The organism is Pseudomonas granadensis (assembly GCF_900105485.1).
Lineage (GTDB): Bacteria > Pseudomonadota > Gammaproteobacteria > Pseudomonadales > Pseudomonadaceae > Aquipseudomonas > Aquipseudomonas granadensis.
In genome coordinates, this window is record NZ_LT629778.1 from 2,938,127 (window position 1) to 2,956,340 (window position 18,214).

The window sequence follows — 18,214 nt, forward strand, 5'->3', positions numbered from 1 at the left end:
ACTACTCTCCACCAAGATCGGAAAAGGGTTTAAGCCCCGTCAATAACCCATACAAACCGTGCAATGGCACGGGCAACCACGTGGGGCGATTCAAGGCTTCATAGGCCACTTCATAGGCCGCCTTCTCCAGGCCGAACAGCGCCAGCGCGGCGTCGGCACCTGCAGGATCCTGCCAGGCATGATCAAGGTTAGCCGCTGCCTGGCGATAGGCCTGAACAAATGCCTCGCGGGCTTCACGCAGATAGCGTTCGGCGACGCGTTTACGCGCAGCTTCAGCTTCGGCGCTGTTATCGACGTTGTGCACGTTGATCGTCATCGCCGCTGCGTAATCAAAGGAGCGCAGCACCCCGCTGACGTCCTTGTACGGACTGTGTTTGCCACGGCGTTCACTCAATGGCCGCGCTGGTTCGCCCTCGAAATCGATCAGGTAGGCATCGCCTTTGATCACCAGAACCTGACCAAGGTGCAGATCGCCGTGGACGCGAATGCGCAGCCCGCCGGTGGCTTTTTTCGCCAGATCCTGCACATGGGCGAGGATGGTTTTCTTGTCGTCGATCAAGCGCTTGACCAGTTTCTGGTCCGCTGCGCTGAGTTCGCCCTGATGCTGCTTGAGCAGGGTCAGCGCACGCTCGACCTGTGCGGCAACGTCCTTGCCGGTCGCCTGCATGTCCTTTGCCGACGCCACTTGCGGTGCGAAATCGGCATTGTCGGTCGGCGCGGCGAGCACCTGATGCATCTCGCCCAGACGCTGGCCGAGCATGCCGGCAAAATCCTTCAACTCGCCAAGGGCGTTGTAATGTTGCTCCTGCTCGGAGACGGCATCGGCCAGTTCGTCGCGCAATGCCCGTTCCAGATTGTTCTGCGTCCATTCCCAGGCATCGCCCTGATTGCTCAGATAACCTTGGGCAATCATCAGCAGGTTGTCTTCGCCGGCGCCATCGCGGCGAATCACCGAACCCAGCAGCGGAGAGATATTGGCAAATCCGGCCTCGGTCAGGTAAGCGCTCATCTCCAGTTCCGGGTGTACGCCAGAAGCGACTTTGCGTATCAGCTTAAGCACCAGGCTGTTGCCGATCACCACCGAGCTGTTCGACTGTTCGGCCGACAGATAACGCACTTCCGACTCGGCACTGAGCCCCAGTTTTTCCAAATGCTCCGTCGAGGCAAAGCGGATTTCCCCCTCGGCCGACTCCAGCACCGTGTCGTTCTGCATGCCTTGCAGCACTGCGCGCACGAAGGCTTCGAGGCTGAACGCATCGGTGATCAGACCGACCTGTCGCACACGTCTTACACGCGACAGCGCCAATTGCTGCGGCAATGCCGGGCCGACCTGGTCCTCTGCGATGAAGCCGAACGGCAACTGATAGCGATGGGTCTGGCCGCCAGCAGTGACTTCGATTTCGCTGAGCAGTACCGGATGCTGGGCATCGCCGAAACGCACGCCGTAAGCCAGATGGACCTTCTCGATCGCCGCATCCTTGCCAGCGAACCAGCGGCGGTTCTGCAGCCAGCTCGGCAGGATGCTTTGCTCCAGCGTCGTGCGCGACGGCGCTTCGAGCAGTTCTTCCATGCGTTTTTTCAGCACCAGCGTGGTGAAGTCCGGCAGGCTCTGCGCCGGCTCGACGTGCCAGCTCGGCATCTGGTTTTCCGCGGCCAGGCCGAACCAGTAGAAGCCATACGGCGCCAGGGTCAGGAGGAAATTCAACTGGCCGATGGGCGGGAACGCGTTGCCGCCAAGCATTTCTACCGGGACCATGCCAGCGTAAGCCGAGAGATCCAGCTCCACCGCTTGCGCACTGCGCGACACGTTGGCCACGCAGAGAATGATCTCGTGCTTGCCGTCGACATCGGTGTACTCACGGATATACGCCAGCACCCGCCGGTTGTTCGGCGAGAGCATCTTCAACGTGCCGCGGCCGAACGCCTTGGATTGCTTGCGCACGGCGAGCAGGCGGCGCGTCCAGTTCAGCAACGAATGCGGATCGCCCGACTGGGTTTCGACGTTGACCGATTGATAACCATAGAGCGGGTCCATGATCGGTGGCAGCACCAGGCTCGCCGGGTCGGCGCGGGAGAAGCCGCCGTTGCGGTCGATCGACCACTGCATGGGAGTACGCACGCCATCGCGGTCGCCCAGATAGATGTTGTCGCCCATGCCGATCTCGTCGCCGTAATACAAGGTCGGCGTGCCAGGCATCGACAGCAACAGGCTGTTGAGCAACTCGATGCGGCGGCGATCACGCTCCATCAACGGCGCCAGACGCCGGCGTATGCCAAGGTTTATCCGTGCACGACGATCCGCGGCGTAGTAGTTCCACAGGTAATCGCGCTCTTTGTCGGTGACCATTTCCAGGGTCAGCTCATCGTGGTTGCGCAAGAAAATCGCCCATTGGCAGTTGGCTGGAATTTCCGGGGTCTGGCGAAGAATATCGGTGATCGGGAAGCGATCTTCCTGTGCCAGCGCCATGTACATGCGTGGCATCAGCGGAAAGTGAAAAGCCATGTGGCATTCATCGCCATTGATCCCGGCAGCATCGGTGTCGCCGAAGTACAGCTGCGTGTCTTCCGGCCATTGATTGGCCTCGGCGAGCAGCATGCGGTCAGGGTAATTGGCGTCGATCTCGGCGCGGATCTGCTTGAGGACGTCGTGGGTCTCCGGCAGGTTTTCGTTGTTGGTGCCGTCGCGCTCGATCAGATACGGAATCGCGTCCAGACGCAGGCCATCGATGCCCATGTCCAGCCAGTAGCGCATCACTGACAGCACCGCTTTCATGACTTGCGGATTATCGAAATTCAGGTCCGGCTGGTGTGAATAGAAGCGGTGCCAGAAGTACTGGCCAGCGACCGGGTCCCAGGTCCAGTTGGATTTTTCGGTGTCGAGGAAGATGATCCGCGTGCCGTCGTATTTCTGATCGTCATCCGACCACACGTAGAAATCCCGCGCCGCCGAACCGGGCTTGGCCTTGCGCGCGCGTTGAAACCACGGATGCTGGTCCGAGGTGTGGTTGATGACCAGCTCGGTAATGACGCGCAAGCCACGCTTGTGCGCCTCGGCGATAAAGCGCCGCGCATCGGCCATGGTCCCGTAGTCGCTGTGCACGCCGCGGTATTCGGCGATGTCGTAGCCGTCATCGCGACGTGGCGAAGGATAGAACGGCAAAAGCCAGATGGTGTTGACGCCGAGGTCGGCAATGTAATCGAGTTTGGCGATCAAGCCGGGAAAGTCGCCGATTCCGTCATTGTTGGAGTCGAAAAACGATTTGACGTGAACCTGATAGATCACCGCATCCTTGTACCAGAGCGGGTCTTTGATGAAGGCGGCTGCCTTGGGTTTCTTCGCCATGTGAAACTCCTGTTCAATTCTGGAAAAACCGTGAGCCGTTCACTTGACTCGAATGCGCTGCATACCCTGTGGGAGCGAGCCTGCTCGCGAATGCGTCTGGACATTCACCGAAGGCGTCGCCTGCAAGATCGCTATCGCGAGCAGGCTCGCTCCCACAGGGGTTTGGATGTTCACGCAGTAATCCGCCAGATCCCGAACGGCTGGTACGCCGGATCAATGCGCATGAACTGGTATTTGCCATGCCAGTCCCAGCGGTGACCGTTCATCAAGTCTTCGCCGTGGGTCGTCGCATCGTCTGGCAGACCCATTTCCCACAGCGGCAGTTCAAAATTCGCTTCCTGAACGTTATGCGGATCAAGGCTGACCGCCACCAGAATGAAATTGCTGCCATCCGCGCTGCGCTTGCCGAAGTACAGAATGTTGTCGTTCCAGGCGTTGTAGATCGTCAGGCCCAGATGCGTGTGCAGCGCCGGGTTCTGCCGGCGGATGCGGTTGAGCTGGGCGATCTCGGCAATGATGTTGCCCGGTGCCGTGAAGTCGCGGACGCGGATCTCATACTTCTCCGAATCCAGATATTCCTCTTTGCCCGGCACCGGCGCCGATTCGCACAGTTCAAAGCCCGAATACATGCCCCACAGGCCAGAGCCCATGGTCGCCAGCGCCGCCCGAATGAGGAACCCGGGACGCCCGGAGTCATGCAGGAACGCCGGATTGATGTCCGGTGTATTGACGAAGAAATTCGGCCGGTAGCATTCACGCCACGGCGACTGGTTCAGTTCGGTGAAATACTCGGCCAGCTCGGCCTTGGTGTTGCGCCAGGTGAAATAGGTGTAGCTCTGCGTGTAACCAACCTTGCCCAGACGCGCCATCATTGCCGGGGTAGTGAAAGCTTCAGCGAGGAAGATCACCTCCGGGTACAGCGCGCGCACATCAGCGATCAGCCATTGCCAGAACGGCAGCGGTTTGGTGTGCGGGTTGTCGACGCGAAAGATCTTCACACCCTCCTCGACCCAGCCGACGACGATGTCGCGCAACTCCACCCACAGGCTCGGAATCGCATCCGGCGCGTAGAAATCGACGTTGACGATGTCCTGATATTTCTTCGGCGGGTTCTCGGCGTATTTGATCGTGCCGTCCGGGCGCCAGTTGAACCAGCCCGGATGCTGCTTGAGCCACGGGTGGTCCTGCGAACACTGGATCGCGAAATCGAGGGCGATCTCCAGCCCATGTTCAGCGGCCGCGGCCACCAATCGGCGGAAGTCTTCGCGGGTGCCAAGTTGCGAGTGAATCGCTTCGTGGCCGCCCTCCTCGCTGCCAATCGCATACGGGCTGCCAGGATCGTCCGGGCCGGCGGTCAGCGAATTGTTGCGGCCCTTGCGATGCGCGCGACCAATCGGATGGATCGGCGTGAAGTACAGCACGTCGAAACCCATGTCCTGAATCATCGGCAAGCGTGAATGCACATCGTTGAACGTGCCGTGGCGCTTGGGATCGTCGGTGATCGAGCGCGGAAACAGCTCGTACCAACTGGCGAATTCGGCCAGTTCACGTTCAACGTCTACGGGGAATTCGGGACTGATGCTCAGATAGGCGCGGTGATCGGCCTGGGCCATCAACTCTGCACTGCGCGAGTGCAGAAATAACGCGACCTGCTCGGTTTCGAGCAGGCCGGACAATTGGTGGTGCAGCGCGGCAAGGTCTTCGCTGAGCTGACCTTCGCTGCGTTCGGCGGCCTGTTGCACCATGCTGCGGCCTTCCTGCAATTCCAGCGAGACCGGCACGGCGGCGCTGTGCTTCTTCTCCAGTTCATATTGAAAACTGGCGAAATGATCGATCCACGCTTCGATGCAATAAACGTAGCGGCCCTGCTCCTGCGGGCGGAACTGGCCTCGCCAGCCGTTATTGCCCTGATCGGACATGACCTCGGTCTGCCATTCCTCGGCGCCTGCTTCGCGCCAGCGGATGCGCACCGCGAGTTTGTCGTGGCCATCGGCGAAGACCTTGCTGGTGACGACTATGTCGCGCCCGGCGATCGACTTGACCGCGAACTGGCCGCCGTCGAGGGTCGGCATGGTGTTTTCGATAACGATACGCGGCAGCAACAACGCCTGCGCCAGCGGCATGTGCGGGTTGTAGCCGAGTTCGGAAGGTTGTTCAGCAGTCATTGAGCATCTCTCCTTCTACGCCCCAAGGACGCTCTTGTGCCTGATCACTGTTCGCGACAGGGCAGCCGCCCCGTGTTGAACTCACTTAGGTTCCGAGCGACCGCCGCGGATAAAAGTTCAGATGAAATTACTGCGCCGCGACGGCGGATCGAATTGATCGCAAGGTGGTCAACCCACTTAAGCACGTCTCACGCCATGTGCCACACGGAGGTTCTCAATGACTATCCCGATCCCGGCGGAAACGCCGGACCCGAACATCGACAAACCGACCCTGCCGGAAACCGAACCGCCAGCGGTGCCCGAGCAGGAACCGCCGGGCACCACACCACCGCCGAAAGAAGAACCACCCAGCACGATGCCCCCCGTTATCGTCTAGCCCCCGCACTGATCGTTCCCACGCTCCGCGTGGGAATGCAGCCCGGGACGCTCTGCGTCCCTTCTGAAGCTGGAACGCGGAGCGTCCCTTGAGGCATCCCCACGCAGAGCGTGGGAACGATCACCGTGGCAGCGATCAGTCAGAGGTGGTCATTCTTGTCGACGTCCTTTTCAAACACCCGCACCACATGAGGCATCACGCTGAAGATCGCCAGCGCCAGAATGGTACTCAGCAGCGCTGTCGCCTCCTTGCCCAGCCCCACCGCCACGCCGATCGCCGCCGTCATCCACAACCCCGCCGCCGTGGTCAGGCCTTTGACGTGGGCCTCGTCGCCCTGCTGATTCTTCAGAATGGTCCCGGCCCCCAGAAAGCCGATCCCGGCGATCACCCCTTGCAACACCCGACTCATGGCATCGGATTCCGCGCCCGAGGTTTGCGGCACCAGCACGAACAATGCGGCGCCGAGCGCCACCAGCATGTGCGTACGCACGCCAGCGGCCTTGCCCTTGTGCTCGCGCTCGAAGCCAAGAATGCCGCCGAGCACCGCCGCCATCACCAGGCGTACGGTGATGCGAGTGATCTGTGATGCATCGGCGACGTCGGCGAATTCCGCTTGCAGGGTTTGCCACACCTCGTCCCACCAGTCGTCCATCGTTCAGTCTCTTGTTATGGCTTGATAAACGATGGACAACGGCGACCATTAATCGGTTGCGCAGAACGATCGGCGCGCTGCGCTTCCTAACGTACAGATCTCACTGGAACAAGGACTGCCGCGATGCCTGTTCGAATCGATGAAACCAACTCTGAGCAAAAGGTCTGTTTTTTTACCGTTGAAAACGGCGAGGAAATTCGCCTGTGCAGCGACCTGACCGTAATCACCGACACCGACAAAGCCATGTCGGCGGTCGATATCGAAGGTCAGCGCATCTACCTGACCGAGGCCGAAGTCAATGCACTGACCTTCGCCGGCGCCAAAGACGGCCGCGAACATGTGAAAGCGGACACGGGTGATTCGGTGATTTGACTGACCTTGGTCAACACGGCGCGCGAACGCCTGCGATAGTCGCTTGCGCCTTTATCCGCGTGCTGCTTCAAGTTGACGCACGCTCTGCGCCCACGCCCGTCTGATCCGCTTTTTATTCAAATACCTGAGTCTGTTCTGCAAACAGATCGACGCTCATAGTGCTCCGGCCTGATGGAGGCTGATGAGCGAACGAGCATGAGCGAACGAATCCCCGTCCGAACCGTTGAAGCGTCCCCCACCCAAGCGCCTCATATAAAGAAGGTGCCCGCACGCCCGCTGAAGGCGACATTCAAGTCCAGCGACACCCAGATTCACACCCGCAGCTTCACCGGTCTGTTTCGCAGGTTGCGCCTCAGCGGCGCGGGGTTTCTGTTTGCCTTGTTCTTCGGCACGGTATGGCTGAATTGGGGTGGTCGCCAGGCGGTGCTCTGGGATCTGGCTGAAAGCAAATTCCATATCTTTGGCGCAACCTTCTGGCCACAGGATTTCATTCTGCTGTCGGCGCTGCTGATCATTGCCGCGTTCGGCCTGTTCGCCATCACCGTGTTCGCCGGCCGCGTCTGGTGCGGCTATACCTGCCCGCAAAGTTCGTGGACATGGATGTTCATGTGGTGCGAGAAAATCACCGAAGGCGAGCGCAACCAGCGGATCAAACTGCAAGCCGCGCCGTGGAACCTGAACAAACTGGCACGGCGCGCGGCCAAGCACACCTTGTGGCTGGCGATCAGCGTGCTCACCGGCCTGACCTTCGTCGGCTACTTCACCCCGATCCGGCCACTCGCGGAAGAGCTGCTGACCTTGCAGATCGGCGGTGTCAGTTTGTTCTGGGTGCTGTTCTTCACCACAGCCACGTACATCAATGCCGGTTGGCTGCGCGAGGCGGTGTGCATGCACATGTGCCCCTATGCGCGGTTCCAGAGCGTGATGTTCGACAAAGACACCTTGACCATCGCCTACGACGCCGCGCGCGGCGAAAACCGTGGCCCACGCAAACGCGAGATCAAACCTGTAGAAGCCGGACTTGGCGATTGCATCGATTGTCAGCTGTGCGTGCAGGTCTGCCCGACCGGCATCGACATCCGCGACGGCCTGCAAATGGAATGCATCGGCTGCGCTGCGTGTATCGACGCCTGCGATTCGATCATGGACAAGATGAACTACCCGCGCGGCTTGATCCGCTACAGTTCCGAGCGCGAATTGCAGGGCGGCAAAACGCATCTGCTGCGTCCTCGTTTGATCGGCTACACGCTGGTGCTGCTGGTGATGCTCGGCACGCTGGCGTGGGCGTTGGTGGAGCGGCCGATGGTCTCGCTGGACGTGACCAAGGACCGCGGGCTGTTTCGCGAAAATGCTCAGGGGCAAATCGAGAACATCTATAGCCTCAAGGTCATCAACAAGACCCAACAACGGCAGAACTACAACCTGAGCTTGGTCGACGCGGATGGCTTCCAGTTGCAAGGCCTGACCGAACTGAGCCTGGCGCCCGGCGAGATTGTCGATGTGCCCGTGTCCGTGGCGATGACCAGCGAACGGCCGAGCAGCAGCTCGCAAACGTTGAGTTTCAGGATCGCCGACAGCGACGAGCCACAGGTGTACAGCGTGGCCAAGAGCAGGTTTGTCGCACCGATGAATCGTTGAGCCGTTAGAATCGGGCCCCTCACCCCAGCCCTCTCCCGAGGGAGAGGGAGCCGACCGAGGTGTATGACTTTCTGCATCAACCTGCAAAACCAAGTTGATTATGAATTCAACACAGCCAGCTCAGGTCAGCATATGTCTTAAACATCCCCGATCAGTCCCCTCTCCCTCCGGGAGAGGGCCAGGGTGAGGGGCCTTCCCCCTGACACACCACAAAAATCCAGAACACCAAGGCCCCCAATGAAACGCTACGAAAAATTCGCTGACGACATCGCCGAACTGATCCGCTCCGGCGTCCTCGGTCCCGGCCAGCGCGTGCCGTCGGTGCGTTACGCCAGCCAGACCTACGGCGTCAGCCCGTCCACGGTATTCCAGGCCTACTACCTGCTCGAACGCCGCGGCCTGATCCGTGCGCGTCCGCGTTCCGGCTATTTCGTCAACACTCATGCACCGAGCCCGTTTTCCGAGCCGGTGATCAGCCATCAGGTCAATGAGTCCACCGAAGTCGACGTCAGCGAACTGGTGTTCTCGGTGCTCGATTCGATCAAGGACCCGAACACCGTACCCTTCGGCTCGGCCTTCCCCAGTCCGACCCTGTTCCCGCTGCAACGGCTGTCGCGCTCGCTCGCCAGCGCCACGCGCGAGATGGACCCGCGCATGGTGGTCACCGACATGTCGCCGGGCAATCCGCAATTGCGTCGGCAGATCGCCCTGCGCTACATGGTCGGCGGGCTGATGCTGCCGATGGAAGAACTGCTGATCACCAACGGCGCGCTCGAAGCGCTGAACCTGTGCCTGCAAGCCGTGACCGAGCCCGGCGATCTGGTGGCCATCGAAGCCCCGGCGTTCTATGCCAGCCTGCAAGTGCTCGAGCGGCTCAAGCTCAAGGCCGTGGAAATTCCCGTGCATCCGCGCGACGGCATCGACCTCGGCGTGCTCGCGCAGACGCTCGAACGCCATCCGATCAAGGCCTGCTGGTGCATGACCAGTTTTCAGAACCCGATGGGCGCGACCATGCCCGAGGCGAAGAAACAGGAACTGGTCGAACTGCTGCGCGAGCACCAGGTCCCGCTGATCGAAGACGATGTCTACGCCGAACTCTATTACGGCCAGCACGCGCCGAAGCCCGCCAAGGCGTTCGACACCGAAGGGCTGGTCATGCACTGCGGCTCGTTCGCCAAAAGCCTCGCCCCCGGCTATCGCATCGGCTGGGTCGCCGCCGGGCGCTACGCGCAAAAGATCGAACGACTGAAACTGATGACCTCGCTGTGCGCGTCGATGCCGGCGCAAGCAGCGATTGCCGATTACCTGCAACACGGCGGCTACGACCGCCACTTGCGCAAATTGCGCTATGCGCTGGAGGAACAGCAAAGCGCCATGCTAGCGGCCATCGCTCGTTACTTCCCGGCGCAGACGCGAGTCAGCCAGCCGGCAGGCGGGTACTTTTTGTGGCTGGAATTGCCACCGCAGATGGATTCGCTGAAGTTGTTTCAGATGGCGCTGGCCCAAGGCATCAGCATAGCGCCGGGGCCGATTTTCTCACCGACCCAACGCTTTCGAAATTGCATTCGCCTGAACTATGGCAGCCCGTGGACCGAGGATTCGGAAAAGGCCATGGAGACGTTGGGGCGGATTGTGCGGTCGTTCTGACAGACAGAGGTTGCCTGGTTGATCGCCATCGCCAGCAGGCTGGCTCCCACAGTAAATTTGTGAATACAGAACCGATGTGGGAGCCAGCCTGCTGGCGATAGCGCCCGACCAGCCACCGCAGAACTAGCGCCCGCCCCCCAGATCCACAAACGTCCCCGTCGCATACGACGCCTTGTCCGACAACAACCAGACAATCGCCTCCGCCACTTCATCCGGGCGGCCACCACGGGCCATGGGGATCGCCGATTCCAGTTTGCTGACCCGCTCCGGGTCGCCGCTCAACGCGTGGAAATCGGTATAGATGTAACCCGGACGCACCGCATTGACCCGAATGCCTTCGCCCGCCACTTCCTTCGACAGGCCAATGGTGAAGGTATCGAGTGCGCCTTTGGAGGCGGCGTAATCGACGTACTCGTTGGGCGAACCGAGCCGTGCGGCGACGGAGGACACGTTGACGATGCTGCCACCCTGCCCGCCGTGCTTGGGCGACATGCGCAGGATCGCGTGTTTGGCGCAGAGGATCGGCGCCAGCACGTTGGTTTTCATGATTTTCAGAATACGGAATTCGGACATCTCATCGACCCGCGACTTTTGCCCGACGGTGCCGGCGTTGTTCACCAGAGCGGTGACCCGGCCCAGCTCGCTGTCGACGCGATGGAACAGTGCAATCACCTCATCTTCAATACTGACGTCGGCGCGTACCGCAATCGCCTGGGCGCCCAGGGCACGGACTTGCTCGAGCACACTGTGCGCGGCTTGTTCATCCGACTGATAGTTGATGCAGATCCGATAGCCCTGCTCGGCCGCCAACAGCGCCGTAGCGGCGCCGATGCCACGCCCGCCGCCGGTGATCACGATGACTTTATCCATGCTGGCCTTTCCCCCGAATGCACACGTGACAGTCGGGGCCAAGAATAACCGTCATTGCCGGGTTTTGCATAAGGTCTGTGGCGCCCGGCCGGCCGCCATCGCCAGCAGGCTAGCTCCCACACTGGACCTGTTCAAGATGCAAAACCCTGTGGGAGCCAGCCTGCTGGCGATTGCAGGCGACGCGGTCAGTCAGGCCAGCGCCAATGCCTCACCGCGCACAATGTCCTGCATGAAACGCTCGGCCGGCATCGGGTGCCCGAGCAGATAGCCCTGCAGGGAATCACAGCCCAACTGGGTCAGAAACTTCTGCTGCACCCCGGTTTCAACCCCTTCAGCAACAATCCGCAGACCCAGCGCCTGCCCCAGCGCCACGATCGCCGAGACAATCGCCGCGTCGTCGCTGTCGTGTTCCAGATCGCGGACAAAACCCCGATCGATCTTCAGCTCGTTGGCCGGCAGGCGCTTGAGGTACATCAGGCTGGAATATCCGGTGCCGAAGTCATCGATCGACAGGTCGACGCCCATGTCCGACAACTCCTGCAACACCGTCATGCTCGCATCGGCATCGCTCATCGCCGTGGTTTCGGTGATTTCCAGCGTCAGGCTGTTCGCGGGCAAGTGATGCGTGGCCAACGCTTTGGCGACGCTGCGCACCAGCCCGGTGTGGCAGAACTGCAGGGCCGAGAGGTTCACGGCAATCCGCCAGTCGGTGTAACCGAGCACGAACCACTCGCGCATCTGCCGGCAGGCCTCGTTGAGCACCCACTCACCGATTGGAATGATCAGGCCGCTTTTCTCCGCCAGTTCGATGAACTTGTCCGGCATCAACAGGCCGTGCACCGGGTGCTGCCAGCGCAGCAACGCCTCGGCCCCGACTGCCCGACCATTGCCGGCGTCGAACTTGGGCTGATAATGCAGGCTGAACTGGCTGTGCTCCAGCGCCGCGCGCAGGTCTTGCAGCAACTGCAACTGCTTGCGCGCGTTGTTGTTCATCGAGGCGTCGAAAAAGCTGTAGCCGTTTTTTCCGCCACCCTTGGCGTGGTACATCGCCGCGTCCGCGTTCATCAGCAGTTCCTGGGCGTTCTGGCCGTTGCCCGGGTACAGGGCGATGCCGACGCTGGCGGAAATCTGCAGATCATGGCCCGCGACGCGGAACGCCTGGGCGACCAAACCCACCTGGCGCGCAGCCAGGCCGAGCGCATCATTGGGTTCACTCAAACGCACCAGCAGGACGAACTCGTCACCGCCGATCCGCGCCAGTGTGTCCTGGCCGCGCAAGTCTTCGCGCAGACGCACACCGACTTCGCGCAGCAACTCGTCGCCCATGTGGTGGCCGAACGCATCGTTGACCGGCTTGAAACCGTCCAGATCGATAAACATCAGCGCGAAACAGCCGCCGTGTTCATGGACTTTTTTCATCGCCTGATTGATGCGGTCGTCGAGCAGCATGCGATTCGGCAGGCCGGTCAGGGTGTCGTGCAGCGCCAATTGCGTGAGTTCGCGGTTGGCCACAGTCAGCGAGTGTGCGAGGTCGGCAGTACGTGCTTCGAGGCGGGCGTCGAGGATCGAGGTGAGCAAGGCAATCGACAGCACCGCCAGCGTGGTGATCAGGACCAGACCGTCGAGGCCGTTGCCTTTCAAGCCGTTGAGCGTGGCGCCGCAGAAACTGCCGGCCGGAAATTGCGCAGCGGCCATGCCGGTGTAATGCATGCCGACGATGGCAACCCCCATGATCACCGCTGCACCGGCGCGAATCAGCCGCACATGAGGCGAATGCTGGCGCAGACGGAAAGCGATCCACAGCGCTGCGGCCGAAGCGCCGACGGCGATCAGCAACGAGGCGCCAAACAGCGCCGGATCGTAATCGATGCCTGGTGTCATGCGCATCGCCGCCATGCCGGTGTAATGCATGGCACTGATGCCGGCGCCCATGATCAGCGCGCCGAAGCCCAGTTGCAGGATCGGCAGCTTCGGCTGGCTGACTAGCCACAGGGCAAAGCCGCAGGACAGCACGGCAATCAGCAGCGACAGCGCGGTGAGGACAATGTCGTAGCCCAGATCGATCGGCAGTTTGAAGGCGAGCATGCCGATGAAGTGCATCGACCACACGCCGACACCCATGGCGAACGCCCCGCCGGCCGTCCAGAAATGCACGGCGCGGCCCTTGGCGGTGGCGATGCGGCCGGTGAGGTCGAGTGCGGTGTAGGAAGCGAGAATCGCCACGCACAACGAAATGAAAACCAGAGTGGAAGAGTAACTACCGATGAGCATGGGGATTCTCGTGGCCACCCAACGCACAATCGCGTCCATTCTCGGTCGGGCAAATGCGGCGATTGTACTGATTGCGCGGAAGAACGCACTGACAAAGTTAGCAAATGGCCATCAAGCCGATGAAGCGGTGTCTGATCGTCTTACAATCGTCCGGTTCGCAGATTGATCGTTCCCACGCTCCGCGTGGGAATGCCTCAACGGACGCTCCGCGTTCGGCTCTGGATGGGACGCAGAGCGTCTCGGGATGCATTCCCACGCAGAGCGTGGGAACGATCGTTCGGCAGGTTACTGCGTGTCACTGACTTCCAGCTGGCCATCCCAGCCACCGCCCAGTGCGGCAATCAATTGCACGCTGGCAATCAAACGGCTTTGCAGAATATTCAGCACACTGCGCTCGTTGCTCAGTGCCGTGGCTTGCACCACGACCACGTCGATATAGGCAATCAACCCGGCCTTGTACTGGTTTTCGGTCAGGCGCAAGGAATCGCGCGCCGCGTCGAGCGCTTCCTGGCGCACCGCGGCTTCTTCTTCATACACCTTGAGCTGCACCAGATAGTTTTCCACTTCGCGGAAACCATCGAGAACGGTCTGCCGGTATTGGGCCACGGTCTGGTCGTATACCGCTTCGGTGCGGTCGACTTCCGCCGAGCGCTGGCCGCCGTCGAACAACGGCAACGCCAGTTTCGGTCCCACCGACCAGAAACGATTCGGCAGGCTGATCAGGTTCTGCGAAGTACTGCTGCTATAGCCGCCACTCAAACTCAGGGTCAGGTCCGGGTAGTACGCGGCTTTCGCCACGCCGATATTGGCGTTGGCGGCAATCACCGAACGCTCCGCCGAAGCAATGTCCGGACGCCGTTCCAGCAATTGCGACGGCAGACTCACCGGCACCTGCGGCAGTTTCGGGATGGTCTGCACTTCAGCAATGCTGAAGTCCGCCGGCGCTTGCCCGGTGAGCACGGCAATGGCGTTCTCGAATTGCGCACGCTGCCAGATCAGGTCGACCAGATCGGCCTGGGTGCTTTTCAGCTGGGTCTGCGCCTGTGCGACCGCATCACGCCCGGAAACCCCGGCGCGGTACTGGTTCTGGGTCATCTGCAACGATCGCTGATAAGCCGCAACGGTCGCTTCGAGCAAACGTTTCTGCTGATCGATGACCCGCAGTTGCAGGTAATTCTGCACCAGTTCCGACTGCTGGCTCAGACGCATCGCCGCCAGATCGGCAAAACTGGCCTGGGCGCTGGCCTCGTCGGCTTCGAGGCCGCGGCGCAGTTTGCCCCAGACGTCAGCTTCCCAACTGACGCCCAGCTCAGCATTGTAAGTATCGCGAATGCCACTGGAAGAACTGCTCAGGCTCGAACTGCTGCTGCCGGTGCCCTGGCTGGAGCGAGTCTTGCCCAGGCTCAGGTCGACGCTGGGGTAAAACGCCCCGCGCGCGCTGCGCACCAAGGCCTGGGCCTGGCGATACTGGGCTTCTGACTGGGCGACGGTCTGGTTGGAGCTGTTGAGTTTCTCGATCAGCCCGTTGAGCTGCTGATCGCCATACAACTCCCACCAGGCGCCCCGGGCCAGCGCATCGCTCGGGTTAGCCTGGGTCCAGCCTTCGGCTTCCTTGTACTGAGCGATTTCAGCCGTCTGCGGGCGTTGATAATCCGGGCCGACAGCGCAGGCACTGAGCAGCGCCACGCACAGCGACAGGCTCAGCAAGCGCGAACCCCGTGCGGTGGCGAAATTGAAAAGCGAATGGTCAGTCATAGCGGAGTTTCCAGAGCGGCGTCAGTACGCACGCCACGCCATTTGTTGAAACGATGGCGCAGCTTGTCGAGATAGAGGTAAACCACCGGGGTGGTGTAAAGCGTGAGGATCTGGCTGAAGACCAGCCCGCCAATGATGGTCAGGCCCAGCGGCTGGCGCATTTCCGCACCTTCGGCACGGCCGAGCAGCAGCGGCAAGGCGCCGAGAATCGCCGCCAGCGTGGTCATCAGAATCGGCCGCAGCCGTTGCAGGCAGGCGCTGCGGATCGACTCCAGCGGCGACAGGCCCTGATGGCGTTCAAGTTGCAAGGCCAGGTCGATCATCAGAATGGCGTTTTTCTTCACCACGCCGATCAGCAGGAACAGGCCCAGCAAGGAGATCAGGCTGAACTCGCTACCCAACACATAGATCGACAGCAACGCGCCGACACCCGCTGACGGCAGCGTGGAAAGAATCGTCAGCGGATGAATGTAACTTTCATACAACACGCCGAGCACCAGATACACCGCCAGCAGTGCGCCGAGAATCATGAACGGCTGGCTTTTTTGCGTCGCGGCAAAGGCGTCGGCGGTACCAGCCATTTTCGCGATCACGTCTTCCGGCAGACCGACTTTGGCGATCGCCCGCTCGATGGCTGCGCTACCCTGCTCCACCGTCACGCCTTCGGCCATATCGAACGCGATGCTCTCGGAGGCGAACTGGCCTTCGTGGCTGACGCGGTCGTCTTCGAGGCTGTTTTCGTAATGGGCGAAGGTCGATAGCGGCACGCGCGCGCCATCGGCGGTAATCACCTGGACCTGCTTGAGCGTCACCGGGTCCTGGGCGTATTTCGGATTGACCTCCATCACCACCTGATATTGGTTGAGGCTGTCGTAGATCGTTGATATCTGCCGCTGGCTGTAGGCGTTGTTGAGCACGGCGGTGACCATGTCCATGTCGACGCCGAGGCGTTTGGCCTGGTCGCGATCCACGATCAGCGTGACTTGCTGCGCCCCCGCCCCTTCACGGGCATCGATCGCGGTCAGTTCAGGCAACGCGCGCAACGCGGTGACCACTTTCGGGTACCACTTGCGCAGCTCGCCCAGATCACCGCTTTGCAGGATGTAGCTGTATTGCGAAGTGGTCTGCTCGCGGCCGCCGCCGAATTGCAGGTCCTGGTCGGCCATCAGCATCAGTTGTGCGCCAGGGACCTTGGGCATCTCCTTGCGCAGGCGTTCGATGACCTTCTGTGCGTTGAGCTGGCGGTCCTTGATCGGCTTCAGGCGCACCAGCATGAAGGCGTTGTTGGTGCCGTTGCTGCCACCGATGAAGCCGGCGACGCTTTCTACCGCAGCGTCCTTGAGCACAGCGCGGCGGAAGATTTCCATTTTCGGCTGCATCACGCTGAACGACAGGCCGTCGTCGCCGCGCACGAAGCCGATCAACTGACCGGTGTCCTGTTGAGGCATGAAGGTTTTCGGCACCACCACGTACAGGGCAACGTTGACCGCGACGGTGATCAACAGGCTGAGCAGGGTTAAACGGCGGTGGCGCAGCACCCAGTCGAGACTGCTGGCATACTTGTCGACCATCCAGTCGTTGGTCCGCTGGCTCCAGCGTTGCAGACGGTTTTCCTGCCCCGGCGTGTGCGGCTTGAGCCAGCGTGCGCAGAGCATCGGCGTCAAGGTCAGGGAGACCACCAGCGAGACGATGATCGCCGCCGCGAGAGTGATGGAAAACTCGCGGAACAGGCTTTCGACAATCCCGCCCATGAACAGAATCGACAGGAACACGGCCACCAGCGAGACGTTCATCGACAGCAAGGTGAAACCGACTTCCTTGGCCCCGAGGTAAGCGGCCTGCATCGGTTTGACGCCTTCATCGATGTGCCGGGAAATGTTCTCCAGCACCACGATGGCGTCGTCCACCACCAGACCGGTGGCGAGAATCAGCGCCATCAGCGACAGGTTGTTCAGCGAGAAACCATACAGGTACATCACCGCAAAGGTGCCGACCAGCGACACCGGTACGGCCAGGGACGGAATCAGCGACGCGCGGAAATTCCCGAGAAACAGGAACACCACCACAATCACCAGGGCCACGGCGATCAACAGGGTCATTTCCGCTTCGTGCAGAGTCGCCTTGATCACCGGCGAGCGGTCCATCGCCAGGTTCAGCTTGACGCTGGCCGGCAATACCGCTTGCAAGGCCGGCAGTTGCGCCTTGATCTCGTTGACGGTCTCGATGATGTTGGCGCCGGCCTGCCGGTTGATCACCAACAGCACCGCCGCGTCATCGTTGAAGAAACCGCTGTTGTAACGGTCTTCGACGCCATCACTGACCTTGGCCACGTCCTTGAGGCGCAGCGCCGCGCCGTCGGCGTAGTGGATGATCAGCGACTCGTAGTCCTTGGCCTTCTCCAACTGGTCATTGGCCTGGATCTGCCACAGGCGCTGGCCGTCCTCGACCGAACCTTTGGGCCGGCGCACGTTGGCTTCGGCGATGGTCTTGCGCACATCGTCGAGCGCCACGCCGTACTGGTTCAGCGCCTGCGGCTCAAGTTCGATGCGCACTGCCGGCAGCGAACTGCCACCGATCTGCACTTCACCGACGCCCTGCACCTGGGACAGGCTCTGCGAGAGGATGGTCGAGGCGAGGTCGTAGAGCTGACCTTTTTCCAGCACGTCCGATGTCAGCGACAAGACCATGATCGGCGCCTGCGACGGGTTGACCTTTTTATAGGTCGGCATGCTGCGCATCCCGCTTGGCAGCAGATTGCGCGACGCGTTGATCGCCGCCTGCACTTCCCGCGCAGCGCCATTGATGTCGCGGTCGAGGTCAAACTGCAGAATGACCCGGGTCGAGCCCTGACTGGAGCGACTGCTCATGGTATTGACGCCAGCAATCGCACCGAACGAACGCTCCAGCGGCGTCGCCACCGTCGACGCCATCACTTCCGGGCTGGCACCGGGCAGGCTCGCCTGCACGACAATCACCGGGAAATCCATCTGCGGCAGCGGCGATACCGGCAGCAGACCGAAACTGACGCCACCGAGCAGCATGATGGCCAACGAAAGCAGCATGGTTGCCACGGGGCGCTTGATGAACGGACCGGAGAGATTCATAAGTGGCAACCACCAGCTGCA

At 61.2% G+C, this 18,214-nt stretch carries 11 protein-coding genes; 4 read left to right on the forward strand and 7 right to left on the reverse strand.

What is annotated here, in order from left to right:
- Position 1 precedes the first annotated feature (1 nt).
- Both treS and BLU52_RS12970 read right to left on the reverse strand, forming a co-directional pair.
- Positions 2-3,343, reverse strand: coding sequence for a maltose alpha-D-glucosyltransferase (gene treS, locus BLU52_RS12965; RefSeq protein WP_090283741.1), 3,342 nt, complete (start codon positions 3,341-3,343; stop codon positions 2-4).
- Positions 3,344-3,513: 170 nt separating this feature from the next.
- Positions 3,514-5,508 (reverse strand): alpha-1,4-glucan--maltose-1-phosphate maltosyltransferase, encoded by a 1,995-nt coding sequence (locus BLU52_RS12970; RefSeq protein ID WP_090283743.1) that lies wholly within the window; start codon positions 5,506-5,508, stop codon positions 3,514-3,516.
- Between the two features lie 217 nt (positions 5,509-5,725).
- On the opposite strand from BLU52_RS12970, the gene BLU52_RS26825 reads away from it, so the two are divergent.
- The gene (locus BLU52_RS26825; RefSeq protein ID WP_167359896.1) at positions 5,726-5,884 is read left to right on the forward strand and encodes a hypothetical protein; all 159 of its coding nucleotides are present in this window, start codon (positions 5,726-5,728) and stop codon (positions 5,882-5,884) included.
- Between the two features lie 139 nt (positions 5,885-6,023).
- Here BLU52_RS26825 and BLU52_RS12975 read toward each other — a convergent pair whose 3' ends face one another.
- Positions 6,024-6,536, reverse strand: coding sequence for an MgtC/SapB family protein (locus BLU52_RS12975; protein ID WP_090283745.1), 513 nt, complete (start codon positions 6,534-6,536; stop codon positions 6,024-6,026).
- 123 nt (positions 6,537-6,659) lie between these two features.
- Between BLU52_RS12975 and BLU52_RS12980 the strand changes: the two genes are divergently transcribed.
- The 3 genes from BLU52_RS12980 to mapR all read left to right on the forward strand — a co-directional run bounded on the left by BLU52_RS12980 (position 6,660) and on the right by mapR (position 10,193).
- Positions 6,660-6,908 carry a DUF3203 family protein gene (locus BLU52_RS12980; protein ID WP_090283747.1) on the forward strand — a complete coding sequence of 83 codons (249 nt, stop codon included), beginning with the start codon at positions 6,660-6,662 and terminating at the stop codon, positions 6,906-6,908.
- A 195-nt stretch (positions 6,909-7,103) separates the two neighbouring features.
- On the forward strand, positions 7,104-8,546 hold the full coding sequence (ccoG, locus tag BLU52_RS12985; protein WP_090283749.1) for a cytochrome c oxidase accessory protein CcoG: 1,443 nt from the start codon (positions 7,104-7,106) through the stop codon (positions 8,544-8,546).
- Positions 8,547-8,783: 237 nt separating this feature from the next.
- Complete coding sequence (gene mapR, locus BLU52_RS12990; protein ID WP_090283751.1) at positions 8,784-10,193, forward strand: GntR family transcriptional regulator MpaR; 1,410 nt, start codon at positions 8,784-8,786, stop codon at positions 10,191-10,193.
- A gap of 123 nt (positions 10,194-10,316) precedes the next feature.
- Here the strand turns inward: mapR and BLU52_RS12995 are convergent, their stop codons facing one another.
- The 4 genes from BLU52_RS12995 to BLU52_RS13010 all read right to left on the reverse strand — a co-directional run bounded on the left by BLU52_RS12995 (position 10,317) and on the right by BLU52_RS13010 (position 18,193).
- Positions 10,317-11,063 (reverse strand): SDR family oxidoreductase, encoded by a 747-nt coding sequence (locus BLU52_RS12995; RefSeq protein WP_090283753.1) that lies wholly within the window; start codon positions 11,061-11,063, stop codon positions 10,317-10,319.
- A 189-nt stretch (positions 11,064-11,252) separates the two neighbouring features.
- Entirely contained in the window at positions 11,253-13,334 is a 2,082-nt protein-coding gene (locus BLU52_RS13000; RefSeq protein WP_090283755.1) for a putative bifunctional diguanylate cyclase/phosphodiesterase, read from the reverse strand.
- Positions 13,335-13,619: 285 nt separating this feature from the next.
- A complete protein-coding gene (locus BLU52_RS13005; protein WP_090283757.1) occupies positions 13,620-15,089 on the reverse strand; it encodes an efflux transporter outer membrane subunit in 1,470 nt (489 codons plus the stop codon).
- Positions 15,086-18,193 carry an efflux RND transporter permease subunit gene (locus tag BLU52_RS13010; RefSeq protein ID WP_090283759.1) on the reverse strand — a complete coding sequence of 1,036 codons (3,108 nt, stop codon included), beginning with the start codon at positions 18,191-18,193 and terminating at the stop codon, positions 15,086-15,088. The genes BLU52_RS13005 and BLU52_RS13010 overlap by 4 nt, the downstream gene beginning before the upstream one ends.
- Positions 18,194-18,214: the final 21 nt, after the last annotated feature.